This window comes from Neisseria sp. HMSC065D04 (genome assembly GCF_001815675.1).
GTDB lineage: Bacteria > Pseudomonadota > Gammaproteobacteria > Burkholderiales > Neisseriaceae > Neisseria.
On the sequence record NZ_KV821553.1, the window covers coordinates 5,471 to 25,524 of the forward strand.

Genomic DNA, 20,054 nt, shown 5'->3' on the forward strand with positions numbered 1-20,054 from the left:
GCCGTACTGGTTTAAAGTTAATCCACTATATTTCCGCTTTTTTTAAAGTCCTACAAACACTTATGCTGCTCGACCTCAACCGCTTTTCCTTTCCCGTCTTCCTGAAAGAAGTCCGCCTGCTGACCACCCTTGCCCTACCCATGTTGTTGGCGCAGGTCGCGCAGGTGGGCATCGGTTTCGTCGATACCGTGATGGCGGGCGATGCGAGTACGGAGGACTTGGCGGCGGTGGCGTTGGGCAGCAGCGCGTTTGCCACGGTGTATATTACCTTTATAGGCATTATGGCGGCGCTGAACCCGCTGATTGCCCAGCTTTACGGCGCGGGTAAAACCGACGAAGTAGGCGAAACGGGGCGGCAGGGGATTTGGTTCGGGCTGTTTTTGGGGATTTTCGGCATGGTATTGATGTGGGCGGCGATTACGCCGTTCCGCAACTGGCTGACCTTGAGCGATTATGTGGAAGGCACGATGGCGCAGTATATGTTGTTCACCAGTCTGGCGATGCCGGCGGCAATGGTGCACCGCGCCTTACACGCCTACGCTTCCAGCCTGAACCGCCCGCGCCTGATTATGTTAGTCAGCTTCGCGGCGTTTGTGTTGAACGTGCCGCTGAACTATATTTTTGTTTACGGCAAATTCGGTATGCCCGCTTTGGGCGGCGCGGGCTGCGGGTTGGCAACGATGGCGGTGTTCTGGTTCAGCGCGCTGGCGTTGTGGATTTATATCGCTAAGGAAAAATTCTTCCGCCCATTCGGACTGACGGCAAAATTCGGCAAACCGGATTGGGCGGTGTTCAAACAGATTTGGAAAATCGGTGCGCCCATCGGGCTGTCTTATTTTTTGGAAGCCAGCGCGTTTTCGTTTATCGTATTTTTGATTGCGCCTTTCGGCGAGGCTTATGTGGCGGCGCAGCAGGTCGGCATCAGTTTGTCGGGGATTCTCTATATGATTCCGCAAAGCGTCGGCTCGGCGGGGACGGTGCGCATCGGTTTTTCTCTGGGGCGGCGCGAATTTTCGCGGGCGCGTTATATTTCGGGCGTATCGCTGGTGTCGGGCTGGGCGCTCGCCGTGATTACCGTGCTTTCCTTGGTATTATTCCGTTCCCCGCTGGCAAGCATGTACAACAAGGATCCGGCGGTTTTAAGCATCGCCGCCACCGTCCTGCTGTTCGCCGGCTTATTCCAACCGGCAGACTTCACCCAATGCATCGCGTCCTACGCCCTGCGCGGTTATAAAGTCACCAAGGTGCCGATGTTCATCCACGCCGCCGCCTTCTGGGGCTGCGGCCTGCTGCCGGGCTATCTGCTCGCCTACCGTTTCGATATGGGCATTTACGGCTTCTGGACGGCATTGATTGCCTCGCTCACCATCGCCGCCGTCGCCTTGGTGTGGTGCCTGGAATTGTGCAGCAGGGAGATGGTCAGATCGCATAAGGTCGTCTGAAAACTCCGCCGATTAAAATATCGAAACAATGGGCTGAAGCCCGCCACTGACAATACCTATTTTAAAGTTTAAACCCATGCAACCCATCCAATACCAAACCGACCTCACCCCCTACAACACCTTCGGCCTTCGCGCCCAAGCCCAAGCCTTTATCGCGCTCGAACACGCCGACGAGTTGCGCAACATCGTCCGACTGCCCGAGTTCGACCGCGATACCGTTTTATGGCTCGGCGGCGGCAGCAACATCCTCTTGATGCAGGATTACGCCGGACTAATCGTACATATGGAAAACAAAGGCATACGCGAGATTGCGCGTTCAGACGACCTCGTTTACATCGAAGCGCAGGCAGGCGAAATTTGGCACGATTTTGTCCTGCACACCGTCGCGCTGGGCTTGAACGGTTTGGAAAACCTGAGCCTGATTCCGGGTACGGTCGGCGCGTCGCCCGTGCAGAACATCGGTGCATACGGAGTGGAAGCGAAAGACGTGATTCACAGCGTACGCTGCTTCGATTTGGATACGGAAACCTTTGTCGAGCTTGCCAATGCCGATTGCCGCTTCGCCTACCGCGAAAGCCTGTTCAAGCAGGAAGGCAAAGGGCGTTATGTGATTGTTTCGGTCGTATTCGCCCTGAAAGAGCGTTTCGAGCCGAATTTGGGTTACGGCGATTTGGCAGCCGCTGTTGCCGAACTGAGCGCTGGCAGGGCGCCGACGGCGAAAGACGTTTCCGATGCAGTGTGTTCAATCCGCAACAGTAAACTACCTAATCCTAACGTACTTGGTAATGTCGGTAGTTTCTTTAAAAATCCCGTCGTCAGTGCAGAAAAAGCCGCTTTCCTGTTGCAGCAGCATCCCGATATGCCGCGCTATCCGCAGCCCGACGGTTCGGTCAAACTTGCCGCCGGCTGGCTGATCGACCAATGCCGTCTGAAAGGCTTCCAAATCGGCGGCGCAGCGGTACACGACAGGCAGGCTTTGGTTTTAGTGAATAAAAACAATGCTTCTTCAGACGACGTCCTGAAATTGGCGCAACATGTCTGCGATACAGTATTTACTCGATTTCAGGTAGAATTACACGCCGAACCCAATTGGCTGCCCGCTTCGTTCAGCCTGTAAATCCAAGGAGTATGCCCGTGACCCGCATTGCAAAAACCAATACTTACACCCGCATCATCGACGCCAGCCTGACGCTCTTCAACGAGGAAGGTGAGCGCAACATCACTACCAACCATATCGCGGCGCATTTGGGCATCAGTCCGGGCAATCTTTATTACCACTTCCGCAACAAAGACGAAATCATCGTCCAACTGTTCAAACGTTACAGCGAAGCGCTGCTGGCATACCTGAATGAAGCCGTGTTGCCGTCCGATGTGGAAGACTCTATCAACTATATGGCAGGCATTTACGATGTTATGTGGGAATACCGCTTCCTGTTCAGCGACGTGAACACCCTGCTTGCGCGCAGTGCCGAACTATTGGGCGAACACAATACCTTCACCCAAGCCAAAGTCTCCCCGCTCTTGGTCAACCTGCTCACCCAGCTCAACGGCCTGCACATCATCCAAGCCGACCAAACCGCCATGAACGACCTCGCCGTCAATATGTGGATGGTCACGAAATACTGGTTCGACTTCGACAGCTCCCTACGCGGACGTACCAAACTGACCGAAGACTCCAAAGCACGCGGCATCCGTCGTACCTTAAGCCTCCTGCGTCCCTACCTCTTGCCGGAACACCGCGAGGAATACGACCAGAAAATAGGCGGTGCGCAGTCATAATTTCCATGCCGTCTGAGCCTATTTCCAGACGGCATTCATCTATAAACATGATACATACCCCTCCTTCCGCCTCCCCCGACGCATCTATCTTGGGCCTAGGCTATCTCGGCCGCCCTTTGGCGCAGAAACTCTACGAAAACGGCAGCCGCGTCGCCGCCGTCAAGCGCAGCCTGACTTCGGATGATATTAATCTGCCCATACACCTCGACACCCTCGACTTCAATCAAGACAGCGTATTTCAAAGCGCGAACCTTGCCCGCGATACAAGCTTTTGGCGGCACCACGCCGACAAACCCGTTTGGTTCTGCCTATTGCCGCCATCCTCGCTGACGCATTACGCCGATACCGTCAAACAATGGGCAGAACTTGCCCGGACGTGTAACGTGCAACACCTGATTTTCACGAGCAGCACCAGTGTTTACGGCGATAAAGCGCGCGAATGCGACGAAACTTCCGCACCCGATCCGCAAACCGAGTCCGCCCGCCAAATCCTTGCTGCCGAACAATACCTGCTCGACAGTGGCGTGCCGAATATCGATATCCTGCGGCTGGGGGGGCTTTATTGCGCCGAACGCCATCCCGTCAGCCGCCTTGTTCAAAAGCAAAACATCCCGGGCGGCAACCGGCCCGTCAATATCGTCCACCGCGACATCGCCGTCGAAACACTGTTTCAGACGACCTTCCATCCAAACGGCAGACGCATCCGCAACATCGTCGAACCGCGCCACCCGACCCGCCGCGATTTCTACACCGTAGAAGCTGCCAAACTCGGTCTCCCGCCGCCCGATTTCGCGCCCGACGGCACCGGCGGCGGCAAAATTGTAAATACCGTTTCCGCCGACGGATTAAGCCTGTAAAATTGGCGCTCCGCAACCGTTTCAGACGACCTTTCGGCAGCGGCAAAACCAAAACCAAAAAACACAGTCTTACTTAACAACCCCAAGCCCGAAAGTATCGAGAACACCCTATGTCCGCCCTATTTCCCGTTATCAACCACCTGATACAGCAAAATCCGGAACATCAACAAGACCTGTCCCGCCTGTCAGGCAAAACCCTGAGCCTCAACCTCGCCGGATTCGGACTGACCGGACACATCAATCACGACGGCTTCCTCGAAACCGCCGACCAACCCGCCGACACCCTCATCACCTTCCACCAAAGCGCCATCCGCAAAATCCTGACCGGACAAGAACCCGGCGTCGGCGACATCAGCCTCGAAGGCGACCTCATGCTCGGCATGACCGTCCTGCCCATACTCGGCAGCCTGCGCTACTACGCTTCAGACGACCTCGCCCGCATCTTCGGCGACTCACTCGCAGGCAGCATCAGCGAACGCGCCGCAAACATCGGGCAAACCGTCAAAAAAATCGGACAAAGCATAGCCGAGCAAATCAGCGACTTTTCCCGCGAACCCGAATCCCCCGTTATCGACGCCGCCACCCTGTCCGCCTGGATGGAAGAAGTGGACAAACTACGCGATGACGTCGCCCGCCTCAACGAACGCCTCGACCGGCTTGAACGCGACATCTGGATAGACTAATTTTCAGACGACCCCATGCCTATGAACAGCCCGTTTCACAACATCGGTATCGTAACCCGCCCCAATACCCCCGAAATCCAAAACACCGCCCACACCCTCATCCACTTCCTGCAGGGACACGGCCTCACCGTCTATCTGGACGAAATCGGCATAGAAGAACGCTGCATCTATGTTCAAGATACCGTCGGCTGCCACATCGTCAGCAAATCCGACTTGGGCAAACACTGCGACCTCGTCATCGTCCTCGGCGGCGACGGCACATTCCTCTCCGTCGCCCGCGAAATCGCCCCCCGCGCCGTACCCGTTATCGGTATCAACCAAGGGCATTTAGGCTTTCTCACCCAAATCCCCCGCGAAAACATGACCGAAGAGCTGCTGCCCGTCCTCGAAGGCAAATACCTGCCCGAAGAGCGCATCCTCATCGAAGCCACCCTCGTCCGCGACGGCGAAACCATCCACCGCGCCCTCGCCCTCAACGACGCCGTCCTCTCGCGCGGCGGCGCAGGACAAATGATAGAGTTCGAAGTCTTCATCAACCAAGAATTCGTCTATACCCAACGCTCCGACGGCCTCATCGTCTCCACCCCCACCGGCTCCACCGCCTACTCCCTTGCCGCCGGCGGCCCCATCATGCAGGCAGGCTTGCACGCCTTCACCCTCGTGCCCATCTGCCCCCAATCCATGACCAACCGCCCCATCGCCATCCCCGATACCTCCGAAATCGAAATCCTCGTTACCCAAAGCGGTGATGCCCGCGTCCATTTCGACGGACAATCCTTTATCGACGTACAAAACCTCGACCGCATCATCATCCGCCGCTACCACAACCCCCTGCGCATCCTCCACCCCACCGACTACCAATACTTCCGAACCCTGCGCCAAAAATTACACTGGGGCGAACAGCTCGTATAAACGCAAAAGGTCGTCTGAAACCCGATTTCCCAGTTTTCAGACGACCTCATCAACCCACAAACCCTTCCCCCATTCCCAAACCAACGCCATCCCTATCTACCAACAAACGGACAACCTAAACCACGCATCCGCCCTTTATCAAAAACGTCCCCAATCATGAACCGACAAAAAACCTACCTCCTGCTGACCGCCCTTTTCACCCTAATCTTCATCGGACTCATCATGCTCGGCGGCTACCTGCTTTCCATCCAAAGCAAACAATTCGCCGTTGCCGCCTTCCTGTTCGCATTCGGCGCTGTCTTCGCCCAAATCGGCAGCCTCGCCCTTTATATCCGCCATAAAGCCCGAGCCCAAATCATGCGCTCGCAACAAACCGAATCCCATTAAGGAAAACCCATGTTCGAAAAAATCGTCCTCGCCAGCGGCAACGCAGGCAAACTCAAAGAATTTTCACGCCTTTTCGCCGATTTGAACATCGAAGTCCTGCCGCAATCCCAGTTCGATACGCCAGAATGCCCCGAGCCGTACCATACCTTCGTCGAAAACGCGCTCGCCAAAGCCCGCCACGCCGCCAAACACAGCGGTCTGCCCGCGCTCGCCGACGACTCCGGCATCTGCGCCGCCGCGTTAAACGGCGCACCCGGCGTCCTTTCCGCCCGCTATGCCGGAACAAATCCCAAATCCGATGCCGCCAACAACAAGCGCCTTTCAGACGAACTCGCCTACCAAGCCGACAAAAGCTGCTACTACGTCTGCGTCCTCGTCCTCGTCCGCCACGAAAACGACCCGCAGCCTATCATCGCCGAAGGCATCTGGCGCGGCCAATGGCAGGCAGAAGCCGCAGGAACCCACGGTTTCGGCTACGACCCGCATTTCTTCCTACCCGAACACAACTGTACCGCCGCCGAGCTTGACCCCGAAATCAAAAACGCCGAAAGCCACAGGAGGCAGGCTTTGCGGGAATTGTTGAAAAAAATCGAAGCCCTCTGAACAACAAAAACGTCGTCTGAAAACCCGCCACGCCGTTTTCAGACGACGTTTTCCATCCCGTTTATCCGTAAAACGCACCACCAAAGGAACAAAACTTATAAAATTTTTTCAAAAACCTATAATATCCAAAAAACAGCAAATATCCTTACTCAAAAATCCCCATCATAAAAACATAAAACACATTCTACAAACCACTCCTTGAAGTATTGATTACTGTCCGCCTCCGACGGACAGCCTGTTAGTTGTAAAGACAATACCCAGGAGTCATCACATGAGAAACTACCCCTTCAACACCGTCGCCGCCTGTCTGGGTATTTTGTGGTGTAGCCCGCACCTGTGGGCAGCAGATGCAGCCGCACCCGACACCGCCGTCCTCGACACTATCGAAGTCCGCGGCAAACGCCTGACCAAAGACCAGAAAGGCGAAGCGCAGCAATACAGCAAAAACGTCTCCAACGCCTACCTCGGCAAAGAATACCTCGAACGCTACCGCCCAGATGCTGCCGGCGACATCCTTAAAGGGCTTAACGGCGTGTACAACATGAATACGCGCAATGCGGGCAGCGCGATTACACCCAGCATACGCGGCATTGCCGGAAAAGGCCGTATCCCCGTTACCATTGACGGAACGGAACAGACCGTCGACGTATGGATGAACAATTACGGCGTTGCCGACAGAAACTATGTCGACCCCGCCCTGTTCCGCAGTATTGCGGTAGAAAAAGGGCCGTCGATGACTCGAGGTGTCAAATCGGGAGTAGGCGGTTCGGTCGCCATTCAAACCATCGAACCCGAAGACATTGTTCCAGAGGGGAAAAAATGGGGTATTCAGATAAAAGGCAGTTTTTCGGGCAATACGGCAAAGCCCCGCGTTGACAATTTGCAATACCTCGGTGTTGAGGACTACCGCACCATTCCAGGCAGGCCGACGGCAGATGGGGCGGCGGGCGCAGTCGCCGGAACGTTGGAACCTTATCAGGCACTCGATTTCCAAGAGAAAAACCCGCCGCGCAGCCGCAGCAGCAAAATCGGCAATTTCAAAGACGACCGTTCGGGCATGGTTTCGGCGGCGTTTAAAACCGATGTTTCAGACGGCCTGATTGCTTACAGCGACCGCAAAAAAGGCAATTACTTCAGCGGCAAACGCGGGGCGAGCGGCTATCTGAACAATCCGGAATACGACCCGGACAATGCGGATTTCGGCAATACGGGGGCGACCATGATACCGAACATGGCGAAGCTCTACCGTCCCGGCGAAGAAGTGTTCAACAGCAACGTGGCGAGCAAAAGCCTGTTGCTGAAAACCAACTGGTATCTGCCCAACAATCAGAAAATCAGCCTCGGCCATATGCGCACCCGCGTCCGTTTCGGCGAAAACAACCCCTTTTACAACGCCATACTGCTGGGCTTCAGCAACGAGTTCAACTTCACCGGCAGGCCGCCGCTGGTCATACCTGCGCAAACGCTCAACTCCACCATTGACGCCAAAAGCCATAAAATCGGCTACGAATGGAAGCCCGAAGGCAGCCGCTGGATAGACTTGCAGGCCAATATCTGGCGCACAAAAACCACCGGCTCCCGCCATCAAAGCGGCGGGCCGGATTTGGCCGTTACCTACGGCGATCAGGAATACGACAAGTGGGCCAACTGCTTTGTCCACAATAAAATTCCCAACGAATTTATCGGCAGGCACATCAGCGAAGGCATAGGCTGCCGCGAGCTGGTTGCTGAAGGATTGGTTCCTGCCGAAGAGCCGAAAGATCCGCCTCCTGTACCCGGTGCATACCGCGTCAAATCAGGCGTGGAACAGCGCACCCGCGCCACCCGTACCGGCGCCGACATCAGCAACCGCATGCGCCTGACCGACAAGCTTGCCATGACCCTCTCCGCCAATGTCCAATATGAAAAACTGGACGAATCCAACCGAATCACCAACAACGACAAAGATATCTTCGACATCATCGGTGCCGCCACAGCCGCCACAGCCGTTGCCGGCCCGAGGGCGGGACGCCGCCACGAATGGGGCGCAGGAGTCGCTTTCGACTGGCAGGCAACCGACCGCCTGAACATTCAGGCGGGCATACGCTACGACAAATTCTGGGCTTACGACGATGCCTTGGCAAAAGCAAGGCGGGCGAGAAAAGATCCGTTTTATTCCGTCGATTTGCAAGGAGGGAAAAGCTCGGACGGATATATCCTCGGCAGCTATATCCCCTATTACGAACTGATTGCAAATAAAGAAGAAGCGGACGATGTACGGAAAATCCTGAGAATAGAAGATGTTGACGAGTCAAATCGTCTGATAAACGAATTCCGCCACAAATACGGTTATGACTATAACGATAAAGGATATTCGATTAACGGAGAAAGGCAGACCGGCGAAGTCATCTATGCCAACGCAAACGGCGACAATCCACAGGTAGATAACCCGTCCTTCAACCACGACGAAGCCGTTTACCGGCAGAAAGAAGTCTATACTCCCTATATTGACGGCAAATATCAAGGGCCGGTTTTCGCGCAAGGGCAATTTAACGAAAAAGTAAACAATCCGCAGGGATTGCAAGGCAGCTATTTCAAATATTTAACCAATGCGGCAATAGATGATGTTAAAACACCCTATCTGCAAAAAAAAGAGCGGGCGACTACGATGGGCAGTACCGGCGGTCACCGCCTCTATAAAAAACCCGCCAACGAAGACGAAGTATGGCCCATGCCCAAACACCTGAAAGCCAGCGCATGGTCGCCCGTCATCGCCGTCAGCTACGATTTGACCGACAACAGCCGCCTGTTCGCCCGCTTCGCGCAGGCGACCCGCTTCCCCAGCATTTACGAAGCGACCACCACCAACGTCAACCTACTGGAAGCCTACAATACCGAATTCAACCTCAAACCCGAACGCAGCACCAACTGGGAAGCAGGCTACTCCTTCAATTTCGCCCCCTATTGGCAGCGGCTGAAGCACGGCAACATCCGCCTGACCTACTACAACAACACCATCAAAAACGCCATCGACATTACCGAAAACAAAAACCTGACCCAATACGACAAGAAACAAACCAGCGGCATCGAGCTGCAAAGCCGTATCGACAACGGCAAATGGTTTGCCTCGTTCGGCGCAAACTACCGCTTAAAGCAGCGCACCTGCGACAAATCGACCGCCTTCAACTACGACGTCTATAACAACCGCATCCCCGAATGTATCGACGGTGGCTTCGGTGCCACCCGTTTCTATCAAACCATGCAGCCGAAATACTCGCTCAACCTCGATATCGGCACCCGCCGCTTCAACAACAGGCTGGAACTGGGTATGCGCGGCATCTACCACAGCACCGTCGATACCAGCCAACAGGACGAACTGGCGCGTCAGGGCTTGGCGCGGATTATGCAGGCATCGGGCAGACCCTACCACTGGCGTTCCACCTTGGTATTGGACGCTTACGGACGCTACAACTTCGGCAAAAACCTGAGCATGAACTTCAGTGTCAGCAACCTCACCAACCGCTATTATCTCGACCCCATGTCCAATGTCCCCATCCCCGCACCGGGACGGGCGGTTACCGTCGGGTTTACAGGCAAATTCTGACGGGGCAATGCTTGAAAGGTCGTCTGAAAATTTCAGACGACCTCTCCAACAAAAGCTGTTATGATGCCTGCGTCCTCGTCCGCCATGAAAACGACCCGCAAACTATCATCGCCGAAGGCATCTGGCGCGGCCAATGGCAGGCAGAAGCCGCAGGAACCCACGGTTTCGGCTACGACCCGCATTTCTACCTGCCCGAACACAACTGCACCGCTGCCGAGCTTGACCCCGAAATCAAAAACGCCGAAAGCCACAGGGGGCAGGCGTTACGGGAATTGATGAAAAAATCGAAGCCTTATAAATCGATAATAGGTCGTCTGAAAACCCGAAACGCTTTTTCAGACGACCTAAACCCACCACATCACGAAAGAAACACATGTCCCCCAAGCAAATCCTAATCGTCGCCGTCCGTTTAATCGTTTTAATCGGTATCGTACAAACGCTCAGCAGCATCGTTACCATATTTGCCCAGTCTGGAAGCGAATATACCAGCGCACAACTCCTGTTGCCGCTATCCATCTACGGCTTTTATTTGGCCGCATGGCTGCTTGTATGGTGTTTCCCTGCCACCATTGCCAACCGCCTGCTGCCCCAACATCTGCAAACCGCACAGGAGCCTCCCAAACACCCTGCGCCATGGATGATGACCGGTATTGTTTTGATCGGCATATACACTCTTTCCCAAGCCATACCCGACCTGATTTACTTGTTCTCTATTTATCGTTTTACACAATCTATCTCTACCGACACGCAGACATCCATTTGGGCGAATCTCGGCACGCAAAACCAAGCCGGTATATTCGCCAGCACCGCCCAATTCCTTATCGGGATTTTCCTACTGTTCGGCGCGCCCAAACTCTCGTCTTGGATTCGCAAAAGACTTTAACGGCATAAAGGCAAAAGGTCGTCTGAAAAAATTTCAGACGACCTGAGATTGTCCTTGTCCCGAAATAAAACCGAATTTATGGCCCATGCCTGCCATCAACTTTTGAAACTGCTCTTGCTGCCCTTTATTCCGCTGATGAAAACCATCCGTTTGATATTGTCGTCTATAGTAGCTTTATCATTAATCCTGTTACTGTTTATTTCTAAAACTTTGTTGTTTTTCTCAAAGCCTTTTCTGCCCGTCATTGCCGTTTTGTGGCGTTTATTGATGTGGCTGATGTTCCCTTTATTTTTTATCTGTTTGTTTATTTACACAATGTTCCGCCCATTAAAAAATCATGAAACACTTTTCCGGCATTGGCTGGATGTCATTTACCGCGACCGGCCGGAAACCGTTGGCATCATTATCGAAAATATCCATCAAGACTTAATAGAGGAAGATGAAGATGGGGAAAATAACACGCAGGAAGAAAATAACGAAACCGCCGTATTTAAAAACCTCTTAACCGAAGGCTTCATCCTACACAATAATCTCGAAGACTACGCACATCTGTTTTCCGTTGATTGGAAAGACGGGGAAGGTTTTATTGACTGCATCGCAGAAATGGCGGAACGTTTTAATGTCGTCCTGAATTGGACCGAACAGCAGCTTGAAGAAGATTTGCCCGATGAGCTGGCAAGGGCCGTATATCCCTTATTTGAAGCCGCCGGGGCGGTACTTTATAGCGCAAACACGGGAAGCGACTACTACACCTTTATCATCATCCCGCAACAAGACACAGCCGATTTTGAAAAAGTATCGAAACAATATGGTGTATCCTTGCAGCGGGCCAATAAAACCATCTAACACGAAACTTATAGTGGATTAACTTTAAACCGGTACGGCGTTTTGCCTCGCCTTAGCTCAAAGGAGAACGATTCTCTAAGGTGCTGAAGTACCAAGTGAATCGGTTCCGTACTATCTGTACTGTCTGCGGCTTCGTCGCCTTGTCCTGATTTAAAATTAATCCACTATATAATACCGCAACTGTCGTCTGAAAAAATTTCAGACGACCTCAATCCCAAAAAACACACCATGACCCAAATCACTTTCCAACGCCCCGGACAGCTCACCGCCCTGCCGCCCATGTCGCTCTACATCCACATCCCGTGGTGCATCAAAAAATGCCCGTATTGCGACTTCAATTCCCACAGTTTAAAAAACGGATTGCCCGAAGCCGCCTATATCGACGCGCTGCTGACCGACTTGCAGCTTGAATTGCCCAATATTTGGGGCAGGCCGGTGGAAACGATATTTTTCGGCGGCGGTACGCCCAGCCTGTTTCAGGCGGAATCGATTGACCGTTTGTTGAGCGGCGTGCGTTCGCTGTTGCGCTTGCAGCCGGAAGCGGAAATTACGTTGGAAGCCAATCCGGGTACATTTGAAATCGAGAAGTTTCAAGGATTTAAAGACGCGGGTATCACGCGGCTTTCTATTGGCGTGCAGAGTTTTAACGACGATATGCTCTCAAGGCTGGGGCGCGTCCACAACGGCAAAGAAGCCTTAACCGCCATCGACACCGCCTTGAAATTATTTGATAAAGTCAATATCGACTTGATGTACGCACTGCCGAACCAGACTGTTCAGACGGCATTGGATGACGTGCAAACCGCCATCGCTACGGGCGCGACCCACATCAGCGCGTATCATCTGACAATGGAGCCGAACACGCCGTTCGGTCATACGCCGCCGAAAGGTTTGCCGCAAGACGAAGCCGCCCTCGACATCGAAGACGCGGTACACGGCGCGCTGGAAGGCGCGGGCTTTATCCACTACGAAACATCGGCTTTTGCAAAACCTGCCATGCAGTGCCGCCACAATTTGAACTACTGGCAGTTCGGTGATTATTTGGGCATAGGTGCGGGCGCGCACGGCAAAATTTCCTACCCCGACCGCATTGAGCGCACCGTCCGCCGACGCCACCCCAACGACTACCTCGCCTTAATGCAAAGTCAGCCAAGTGTTGCCGTCGAACGCAAAACCGTTGCCGCCGAAGATTTGCCGTTCGAATTCATGATGAACGCCCTGCGCCTGACCGACGGCGTACCCGCCGCGATGTTGCAGGAACGCACAGGCGTACCCGCCGCCAAAATCATGGCGCAAATCGAAACGGCAAGGCAAAAAGGTTTGCTGGAAACCGACCCGACCGTGTTTCGCCCGACCGAACGAGGACGGTTGTTTTTAAACGATTTGTTGCAATGCTTTTTGTAGGATTGGATTTTTTCAGACGACCTTGATACGCCAAACCGTAACATCCGCAGGCTGCTATCAAAAAGCATGACGGACAGTTTTCATGTTGTTTGTTTTATCATAATAAAATACAATTGGGATAACCGTCGGCCTTGAATAAATACTCGGCGGTGATACCCCTTATTCCGTTACAAGGAAACAAACATGAAAAAAATTCTGACTACCCTGATTGCCCTCTCCATCTCAACCGTTGCGCTGGCAGATGACAGCCGTGGTTTCTATATTCAAGGCGATCTTGGCCACTCAACCCTTAAAACCAACGATGAAGGTGGCAAGACCAGTAGTAAAGGCTTCAGCCCGCGCCTGTCTGCCGGATATGATTTCGGTGATTTCCGTGTCGCTGCCGATTACACCCACTATAAAACTTTAAAAGACCATGAACAGGGTCGGAATTACACACTCGACTCGAAAATCAAACTCCAAAGCGTCGGCGTTTCCGCCATTTATGATTTCAACTTAAATTCCCCGGTCAAACCTTATGTCGGCGCACGCGTAGGCATCAACCGCTTTTCTTATGACGACGATTACCGCAGTGTGAATTTCCATGAGACTGAATCCATTCGCAAAACTAAAACCGGCGTAGGCGTATTGGCAGGCGTAGGTTATGACATTACCGAAAACGTCGCTTTGGACGCCGGCTACCGCTACAACCACTTGGGCAAATTCGACGGCTTGAAAGTACACGCTCACGAATTTTCCACCGGTGTCCGCGTGAAATTCTAATTCCCGCATCCCTCCATAACGAAACCGCCCGAAGCGTCCAAACTTCGGGCGGTTTTCGCAAACAATTGAAGTACATACGATATATAGTGGATTAACTAAATCAGAACAAGGCGACGAAGCCGCAAACAGTACAGATAGTACGGAACCGATTCACTTGGTGCTTCAGCACCTTAGAGAATCGTTCTCTTTGAGCTAAGGCGAGGTAACGCCGTCCTGGTTTAAAGTTAATCCACTATAGAATTCTATTCTCATTCAAATTTATTTCACCAAAGGTCGTCTGAAAATATCCATACCCTACACAATCACTCGGTTTTATACGATAATCGACACCGTTTTCATCAAAGCTCCCATCTTTCAGACGACCCCGACAACAGGAGAAAATCATGTCCAAAACCATCATCCACACTGACAAAGCCCCCGCCGCCATCGGCGCATACAGCCAAGCCGTGCGCGCGGGCGACACCGTTTACATGAGCGGTCAAATTCCCCTCGATCCCGCCACCATGACCGTTGTCGGCAATGGCGACTTCCGCGCCGAAGCCCGCCAGGTCTTTAAAAACCTGAAAGCCGTTGCTGAGGCCGCAGGCGGTACGCTGGCCGACATCGTCAAACTCAACGCCTACCTGACCGACCTTGCCAACTTCGCCGTTTTCAACGAAGTCATGGCAGAATTCATCCAAGAACCCTTCCCCGCCCGCGCCGCCGTCGGTGTCGCCTCCCTGCCCAAAGGCGTGCAGGTCGAAGCCGAAGCTGTGCTGGTACTGAACGCATAAGACACGCAACCCGTTTTCAGACGACCTCCCACAAGCCAAAGGTCGTCTGAAACACCACACACACAATCGGACAATAACAACAATGGCACACTACGCAATCGGCGATATTCAAGGCTGCTTCGACGAATTCACCCTTCTGCTCGACAAAATCAACTTCAACCACGGCACAGACACCCTCTGGCTCGTCGGCGACATCGTCAACCGCGGCCCCAAATCCCTCGAAGTCCTCCAATTCTGCATGGAACACGAAAGCAGCGTGCGCATGGTTCTCGGTAACCACGACCTGCACCTGCTCGCCGTCGGCTACGGTGAAGGCACGGTCAAACGCAGCGACACCATCACACCCATCCTCACACACCCCGCCAGCAAAAAAATGCTCGACTGGCTGCGTTTCCAGCCCCTGCTGATCAAAGGCGTGCGCCATGTTATGGTTCACGCCGGCATCCTGCCCCAATGGACCATCGCCCGCGCCGAACTGCTCGCCAGTGAAACCGAAGCCGAGTTGCGCGGCAAAAAATATAAAAAGTTTTTCTCCAAAATGTACGGCAACAAACCCGCCGAATGGAGCGACGAGCTGACCGGCTACGACCGCCTGCGCATGATTGTCAACGTCTTCACCCGAATGCGTGCGCTGACGCTGAAAAACGAACTCGACTACGACTACAAATCCACCCTCAAAAAAATGCCCACGAACCTGCGCCCTTGGTTCAAAGCCCCAAACAGGCAAAACCTCAGCCACACCATCGTCTTCGGACACTGGTCTTCGCTGGGCTTTATGAACATCGACAACATCCTTTCCCTCGATACCGGCGCACTTTGGGGCGGCGAACTGACCGCCATCAACCTTGCCGACCACAGCATCACCCAAGTCCCTTCCCTCGGCGGTTTGGATTGGAAAACGGCTTTGAAATGAGCCATGAAAACCAGAAAAGTATAAGTTTTTAGGTCGTCTGAAAATTGATTTCGGTTTGACAATAATGTGGTTTCAGACAACCTTTATATAGTTAATTCACTGAAAAATTAAAAGGAAAATGAAATGATAAACTGGGAAAATCCGCTCATCGCCCCCTACCGGCAACAGCTTCTGTCTACTGAAAAATCCGTTGTCCGCATCAAGCTGTCACCTGCAAACAAAAGCAGCCTGCGCCGCTGGGACAGCAAAGTCGGAGGCGCTCCCTATTTGCCGCTCGGTGCCGAATATCCACACACGGCAGATGGTGAACCACTCACGCTGTTAGCGCAAATCAACTTCGCCCAAACGCCACCGCTAGAGAATTTTCCCCGACAAGGTCTGTTACAATTTTTCATCCACAGTGACGATTTATACGGCTGCGATCTGGATAATTTGCTCAACAATGACGGCTTCCGCGTAATTTATCATGCCAACGTAGTGGAAGACGACAGTCTCCAGCAGTCGGATTATCCGCATTACTGCGGCAAAGAATTCGGCCTGCCACATAATCCTGAACAGCCATTTGCCATGTCGTTCGAACAGGGTACACAGCTTGTCAGTTGCAGCGACTACCGTTTCGCACAAATTTTGGAAAGGTATGAAGGCGGTAAAAACGAAAATTTCTGGCAGATTCACAGCAATGAAGATTTGGAATATGAAATCATGGAAAGCTTCAGTGGTTGCCACCAGATAGGCGGTTACCCTGATTTCACGCAAAATGATCCACGCGAAGAGCACGATGAATTGAAAGACTATATCCTGCTGTTCCAACTGCAAAGTGAATGGGAGGACGGGATAGAAATCATATGGGGAGACCTGGGTGTGGGCGGTTTCTTCATTCACCCCGACGATTTAGCCAAACTAGATTTTTCCAAAGTAGCATATAGCTGGGATTGTAGCTAGTTACCCGCTATCTCAAGCTGCGTAGGGATGAATTGTACGAACCGGATAAGTTCGATTAATAAATCCCCCACCTGCCATCAAGGTCGTCCGAAAAACAGTTTTCGTAAAGTCGAAACCTTGTTTCAGACGACCTTTCGTTTGTCTTAAAGCATTTCTTATTATGCGGTATTTCATATAAAATACCGGTCTAAAGGCCGTCTGAAACAAAGGTTGCTCAAGTCGATACCTTTATTTCAGACGGCTCGTCTTTCAAAATACCACCCCTCTGAGGAATACCCCATGCCAGAATACCGCTCCAAAACCTCCACCCACGGCCGCAATATGGCGGGCGCACGCGCATTGTGGCGCGCCACCGGCGTGATGGAAACCGACTTCGGCAAGCCCATCATCGCCGTTGCCAACTCATTCACCCAATTCGTTCCCGGCCATGTTCACTTGCACAACATGGGCCAGCTGGTTGCCCGCGAAATTGAAAAAGCGGGCGCCATCGCTAAAGAATTCAACACCATCGCCATCGACGACGGCATCGCCATGGGACACAGCGGCATGCTGTACTCCCTGCCCAGCCGCGATTTGATTGCCGACTCTATCGAATACATGGTCAACGCCCACTGCGCCGACGCGCTGGTGTGCATTTCCAACTGCGACAAAATCACCCCGGGAATGCTGATTGCCGCCATGCGCCTGAACATCCCGACCATCTTCGTTTCCGGTGGTCCGATGGAAGCGGGCAAAGTCATCGGCGTAGCAAACATCCAGCCCGAACGCCGCTTGGACTTGATTGACGCCATGATTGAATCGGCGGACGACAATGTCAGCAACCAACAGGTTGAAGAAGTCGAACAAAACGCCTGCCCGACCTGCGGCTCCTGCTCCGGCATGTTCACCGCCAACTCCATGAACTGCCTGACCGAAGCGCTCGGCCTGTCCCTGCCCGGCAACGGCTCCTACCTCGCCACCCACGCCGGCCGCAAAGAATTGTTCCTCGAAGCCGGCCGCATGATTGTCGAAATCACCAAACGCTATTACGAGCAAAACGACGAAACCGTGCTGCCGCGCAGCATCGCCACCAAAAAAGCGTTTGAAAACGCCATGACTATGGACATCGCCATGGGCGGCTCCACCAACACCATCCTGCATTTGCTCGCCGTCGCCAACGAAGCGGGCGTGGATTTCAAAATGGCCGACATCGACCGCTTAAGCCGCGTCGTGCCCTGCATCTGCAAAACCGCGCCCAACAACCACGACTACTACATGGAAGACGTGCACCGCGCGGGCGGCATCTTCGCTATCCTGAAAGAACTGGACAAAGCGGGCAAACTGCACACCGACGTGTACACCATCCACGCGCCGACGCTGAAAGACGCGATTGAAAAATGGGACGTGACCAATCCCGAAAACACCCACGCCATCGAACGCTTCAAAGCCGCACCCGGCGGCGTGCGCACCACCCAAGCGTTCTCACAAAACCGCATGTGGAAAACCCTCGACCTCGACCGCGAAAAAGGCTGCATCCGCAACGTCGAACACGCCTATTCGCAAGACGGTGGTTTGGCGGTATTGTTCGGCAACATCGCCGAACGCGGTTGCGTGGTGAAAACCGCAGGCGTGGACGAGAGCATCCTCAAATTCACCGGCCGCGCCCGTGTGTTTGAAAGCCAAGAAGCCGCCGTCGAAGGCATTTTGGGCAACCAAATCGTCGCCGGCGACATCGTCATCATCCGCTACGAAGGCCCGAAAGGCGGCCCCGGTATGCAGGAAATGCTGTATCCGACTTCCTACCTGAAATCCAAAGGCTTGGGCAAAGCCTGCGCCTTGCTGACTGACGGACGCTTCTCCGGCGGCACATCAGGCCTCTCCATCGGCCACGCTTCACCCGAAGCGGCGGAAGGCGGCGCCATCGGCTTGGTGCACGAAGGCGACACGATTGAAATCGACATCCCCAACCGCAGCATCAACCTGAAAGTATCCGACGAAGAACTCGCAAAACGCCGCGCCGAAATGGAAGCGCGCGGCAGCAAAGCGTGGAAACCGGAAAACCGCGACCGCTACGTCTCCGCCGCCCTGCGCGCCTACGGCGCAATGGCGACTTCCGCCGACAAAGGCGCGGTGCGTGATGTGAGCCAAATCGAACGGTAAAACAGTACGGCAATAAAGGTTTCAGACGACCATACGGTATCGTAGGTCGTCTGAAAACCTAAAAGCAGCCTGCACTTTTTCGCCCAAGAAGACAACGGACACAGCTTTTTCGCGCTGGACTACCGCAACACCGGCGCAAACGGTGAACCACCCGTCATCAATATCTATCAGGACGATTTGACGGAAGAATACATTGCAGACAGCTTCTCCGGTTTCGTCTGCCACCTGACCGAAGACGAGTAAGGTTTTTCAGGCAACCTGAAACCCTGTCCCCACCCACCCGAAAAAATCCCATGACTCCCGAACAGCAAACCCAAATCGCCGCCTTAGACCGGATACACGGCGGCAGCCTCTCCCCAGAATTTGTTGCAGCAACCTACCAACTGTTTGCCCCCACAGCCCCTTCGCCCGAACACGTCCGGCGCGACCTTGCCTACGGTGGGCACAAACACCAGAAATTCGACCGCTACGGCCTGCCCGACAAATCGGACATCATCGTCTATATACACGGCGGCGGCTTTGTTGCCGGCAGCAAAGGCAACCCCGACAGCCCGTTTTTCGCCAATATCGGCGCATGGGCGGAAGCCAGTGGAATGCAGGCCGTCGTTCCCGACTACCGCCTTGCCCCCGACCATCCCTATCCTGATGCACGGGACGACATTACCAGCGTTGTCGGTCTGCTGCACCACGAACGGCCCGATGCGCGGATTTGGCTTGTCGGGCAGTCCGCAGGCGCGGCCCATGTTGCCGATGCACTCGCCTTCGGGCAACGCCAAAACGTGCCGCTGCCGGTTGCAGGCGTAATCATGTTTTCGGGGATTTACGACCCCCCGTCCGCAGGCACGCACCCGAGCATCAGTGCCTATTACGGCACACCGTCCGAACGCACCGGCAACCTGCCGCAACTCGGCCGAATCCGCGTGCCCGCGCTTTACACCGTCTCGCAATACGACCCGCCGCTGTTCCGGCAGCAGGCGCAGGCTTTGCGCGATGCCTGCCCGCAGGCCAACTTGCGCGAACTGCCGCACCATAACCACCTTTCCACAGCATTAAGCATCGGCGGCCCGCAGGACGATGTCGGTGCAATGTTGCTGGACTTTATCAGACAGAATACTTCTGCCCACGCGGCATAACCCACACCGTTTT

Annotated in this window: 19 protein-coding genes and 2 pseudogenes; 19 read left to right on the forward strand and 2 right to left on the reverse strand. The window is 53.9% G+C overall.

The genetic code is table 11. From position 1 onward, the window contains the following. The first annotated feature begins 62 nt into the window (after window positions 1-62). The 12 genes and pseudogenes from norM (at window position 63) to HMPREF3050_RS11920 (ending at window position 11,975) form a co-directional block, all read left to right on the forward strand. Window positions 63-1,442 (forward strand): multidrug efflux MATE transporter NorM, encoded by a 1,380-nt coding sequence (gene norM, locus HMPREF3050_RS11865; protein ID WP_070774930.1) that lies wholly within the window; start codon window positions 63-65, stop codon window positions 1,440-1,442. Window positions 1,443-1,518: 76 nt separating this feature from the next. Then, on the forward strand, window positions 1,519-2,559 hold the full coding sequence (gene murB / locus HMPREF3050_RS11870) for a UDP-N-acetylmuramate dehydrogenase (protein WP_009311700.1): 1,041 nt from the start codon (window positions 1,519-1,521) through the stop codon (window positions 2,557-2,559). Window positions 2,560-2,570: 11 nt separating this feature from the next. After that, a complete protein-coding gene (locus HMPREF3050_RS11875; protein WP_070774931.1) occupies window positions 2,571-3,221 on the forward strand; it encodes a TetR/AcrR family transcriptional regulator in 651 nt (216 codons plus the stop codon). 47 nt (window positions 3,222-3,268) lie between these two features. Next, the gene (locus tag HMPREF3050_RS11880; protein ID WP_009311701.1) at window positions 3,269-4,078 is read left to right on the forward strand and encodes an SDR family oxidoreductase; all 810 of its coding nucleotides are present in this window, start codon (window positions 3,269-3,271) and stop codon (window positions 4,076-4,078) included. A gap of 110 nt (window positions 4,079-4,188) precedes the next feature. Beyond that, window positions 4,189-4,761, forward strand: a complete 573-nt coding sequence (locus HMPREF3050_RS11885) for a ubiquinone biosynthesis accessory factor UbiJ (RefSeq protein ID WP_070774932.1) — start codon at window positions 4,189-4,191, stop codon at window positions 4,759-4,761. A gap of 21 nt (window positions 4,762-4,782) precedes the next feature. Beyond that, on the forward strand, window positions 4,783-5,673 hold the full coding sequence (locus tag HMPREF3050_RS11890) for an NAD(+) kinase (RefSeq protein WP_045073740.1): 891 nt from the start codon (window positions 4,783-4,785) through the stop codon (window positions 5,671-5,673). A 156-nt stretch (window positions 5,674-5,829) separates the two neighbouring features. Then, window positions 5,830-6,060 (forward strand): NGO_0222 family membrane protein, encoded by a 231-nt coding sequence (locus HMPREF3050_RS11895; RefSeq protein WP_070496232.1) that lies wholly within the window; start codon window positions 5,830-5,832, stop codon window positions 6,058-6,060. Window positions 6,061-6,069: 9 nt separating this feature from the next. Beyond that, on the forward strand, window positions 6,070-6,663 hold the full coding sequence (gene rdgB / locus HMPREF3050_RS11900) for an RdgB/HAM1 family non-canonical purine NTP pyrophosphatase (protein WP_070774933.1): 594 nt from the start codon (window positions 6,070-6,072) through the stop codon (window positions 6,661-6,663). Window positions 6,664-6,934: 271 nt separating this feature from the next. After that, window positions 6,935-10,246, forward strand: a complete 3,312-nt coding sequence (locus HMPREF3050_RS11905) for a TonB-dependent receptor domain-containing protein (protein WP_070774934.1) — start codon at window positions 6,935-6,937, stop codon at window positions 10,244-10,246. A gap of 29 nt (window positions 10,247-10,275) precedes the next feature. Continuing rightward, a pseudogene (locus HMPREF3050_RS11910) lies at window positions 10,276-10,530 on the forward strand (non-canonical purine NTP pyrophosphatase); the annotation flags it as partial. 89 nt (window positions 10,531-10,619) lie between these two features. Next, window positions 10,620-11,129 carry a hypothetical protein gene (locus tag HMPREF3050_RS11915; RefSeq protein WP_070774935.1) on the forward strand — a complete coding sequence of 170 codons (510 nt, stop codon included), beginning with the start codon at window positions 10,620-10,622 and terminating at the stop codon, window positions 11,127-11,129. A 78-nt stretch (window positions 11,130-11,207) separates the two neighbouring features. Continuing rightward, entirely contained in the window at window positions 11,208-11,975 is a 768-nt protein-coding gene (locus HMPREF3050_RS11920; protein ID WP_246830272.1) for a DUF6630 family protein, read from the forward strand. 106 nt (window positions 11,976-12,081) lie between these two features. On the opposite strand, the pseudogene HMPREF3050_RS15055 reads toward HMPREF3050_RS11920, so the two are convergent. Continuing rightward, window positions 12,082-12,144, reverse strand: a pseudogene (locus HMPREF3050_RS15055) (transposase); the annotation flags it as partial. Window positions 12,145-12,203: 59 nt separating this feature from the next. Here HMPREF3050_RS15055 and hemW point away from each other — a divergent pair. The 6 genes from hemW (at window position 12,204) to ilvD (ending at window position 18,908) form a co-directional block, all read left to right on the forward strand. After that, entirely contained in the window at window positions 12,204-13,379 is a 1,176-nt protein-coding gene (gene hemW, locus HMPREF3050_RS11925) for a radical SAM family heme chaperone HemW (RefSeq protein ID WP_070774936.1), read from the forward strand. A 183-nt stretch (window positions 13,380-13,562) separates the two neighbouring features. After that, window positions 13,563-14,141 (forward strand): opacity family porin, encoded by a 579-nt coding sequence (locus tag HMPREF3050_RS11930; RefSeq protein WP_003766937.1) that lies wholly within the window; start codon window positions 13,563-13,565, stop codon window positions 14,139-14,141. Between the two features lie 383 nt (window positions 14,142-14,524). Continuing rightward, the gene (locus tag HMPREF3050_RS11935; RefSeq protein ID WP_070774937.1) at window positions 14,525-14,914 is read left to right on the forward strand and encodes a RidA family protein; all 390 of its coding nucleotides are present in this window, start codon (window positions 14,525-14,527) and stop codon (window positions 14,912-14,914) included. An 82-nt stretch (window positions 14,915-14,996) separates the two neighbouring features. Then, window positions 14,997-15,827 (forward strand): symmetrical bis(5'-nucleosyl)-tetraphosphatase, encoded by an 831-nt coding sequence (locus HMPREF3050_RS11940; protein WP_070774938.1) that lies wholly within the window; start codon window positions 14,997-14,999, stop codon window positions 15,825-15,827. A gap of 123 nt (window positions 15,828-15,950) precedes the next feature. Further along, window positions 15,951-16,769: a YwqG family protein gene (locus tag HMPREF3050_RS11945; RefSeq protein WP_070774939.1), complete on the forward strand. Its 819-nt coding sequence runs from the start codon at window positions 15,951-15,953 to the stop codon at window positions 16,767-16,769. 279 nt (window positions 16,770-17,048) lie between these two features. Continuing rightward, the gene (gene ilvD / locus HMPREF3050_RS11950) at window positions 17,049-18,908 is read left to right on the forward strand and encodes a dihydroxy-acid dehydratase (protein ID WP_070774940.1); all 1,860 of its coding nucleotides are present in this window, start codon (window positions 17,049-17,051) and stop codon (window positions 18,906-18,908) included. Window positions 18,909-18,929: 21 nt separating this feature from the next. Here ilvD and HMPREF3050_RS11955 read toward each other — a convergent pair whose 3' ends face one another. After that, on the reverse strand, window positions 18,930-19,133 hold the full coding sequence (locus tag HMPREF3050_RS11955; RefSeq protein WP_070774941.1) for a hypothetical protein: 204 nt from the start codon (window positions 19,131-19,133) through the stop codon (window positions 18,930-18,932). 68 nt (window positions 19,134-19,201) lie between these two features. On the opposite strand from HMPREF3050_RS11955, the gene HMPREF3050_RS11960 reads away from it, so the two are divergent. Further along, entirely contained in the window at window positions 19,202-20,041 is an 840-nt protein-coding gene (locus tag HMPREF3050_RS11960) for an alpha/beta hydrolase (RefSeq protein ID WP_070774942.1), read from the forward strand. Window positions 20,042-20,054 lie beyond the last annotated feature (13 nt).

What these genes read in the sequence shown, in the direction of transcription:
- norM (WP_070774930.1), top strand. Translation starts at nt 63, where the DNA reads ATGCTGCTCGACCTCAACCGCTTTTCCTTTCCCGTCTTCCTGAAAGAA.
- murB (WP_009311700.1), top strand. Translation starts at nt 1,519, where the DNA reads ATGCAACCCATCCAATACCAAACCGACCTCACCCCCTACAACACCTTC.
- HMPREF3050_RS11875 (WP_070774931.1), top strand. Translation starts at nt 2,571, where the DNA reads ATGCCCGTGACCCGCATTGCAAAAACCAATACTTACACCCGCATCATC.
- HMPREF3050_RS11880 (WP_009311701.1), top strand. Translation starts at nt 3,269, where the DNA reads ATGATACATACCCCTCCTTCCGCCTCCCCCGACGCATCTATCTTGGGC.
- HMPREF3050_RS11885 (WP_070774932.1), top strand. Translation starts at nt 4,189, where the DNA reads ATGTCCGCCCTATTTCCCGTTATCAACCACCTGATACAGCAAAATCCG.
- HMPREF3050_RS11890 (WP_045073740.1), top strand. Translation starts at nt 4,783, where the DNA reads ATGAACAGCCCGTTTCACAACATCGGTATCGTAACCCGCCCCAATACC.
- HMPREF3050_RS11895 (WP_070496232.1), top strand. Translation starts at nt 5,830, where the DNA reads ATGAACCGACAAAAAACCTACCTCCTGCTGACCGCCCTTTTCACCCTA.
- rdgB (WP_070774933.1), top strand. Translation starts at nt 6,070, where the DNA reads ATGTTCGAAAAAATCGTCCTCGCCAGCGGCAACGCAGGCAAACTCAAA.
- HMPREF3050_RS11905 (WP_070774934.1), top strand. Translation starts at nt 6,935, where the DNA reads ATGAGAAACTACCCCTTCAACACCGTCGCCGCCTGTCTGGGTATTTTG.
- HMPREF3050_RS11915 (WP_070774935.1), top strand. Translation starts at nt 10,620, where the DNA reads ATGTCCCCCAAGCAAATCCTAATCGTCGCCGTCCGTTTAATCGTTTTA.
- HMPREF3050_RS11920 (WP_246830272.1), top strand. Translation starts at nt 11,208, where the DNA reads ATGGCCCATGCCTGCCATCAACTTTTGAAACTGCTCTTGCTGCCCTTT.
- hemW (WP_070774936.1), top strand. Translation starts at nt 12,204, where the DNA reads ATGACCCAAATCACTTTCCAACGCCCCGGACAGCTCACCGCCCTGCCG.
- HMPREF3050_RS11930 (WP_003766937.1), top strand. Translation starts at nt 13,563, where the DNA reads ATGAAAAAAATTCTGACTACCCTGATTGCCCTCTCCATCTCAACCGTT.
- HMPREF3050_RS11935 (WP_070774937.1), top strand. Translation starts at nt 14,525, where the DNA reads ATGTCCAAAACCATCATCCACACTGACAAAGCCCCCGCCGCCATCGGC.
- HMPREF3050_RS11940 (WP_070774938.1), top strand. Translation starts at nt 14,997, where the DNA reads ATGGCACACTACGCAATCGGCGATATTCAAGGCTGCTTCGACGAATTC.
- HMPREF3050_RS11945 (WP_070774939.1), top strand. Translation starts at nt 15,951, where the DNA reads ATGATAAACTGGGAAAATCCGCTCATCGCCCCCTACCGGCAACAGCTT.
- ilvD (WP_070774940.1), top strand. Translation starts at nt 17,049, where the DNA reads ATGCCAGAATACCGCTCCAAAACCTCCACCCACGGCCGCAATATGGCG.
- HMPREF3050_RS11960 (WP_070774942.1), top strand. Translation starts at nt 19,202, where the DNA reads ATGACTCCCGAACAGCAAACCCAAATCGCCGCCTTAGACCGGATACAC.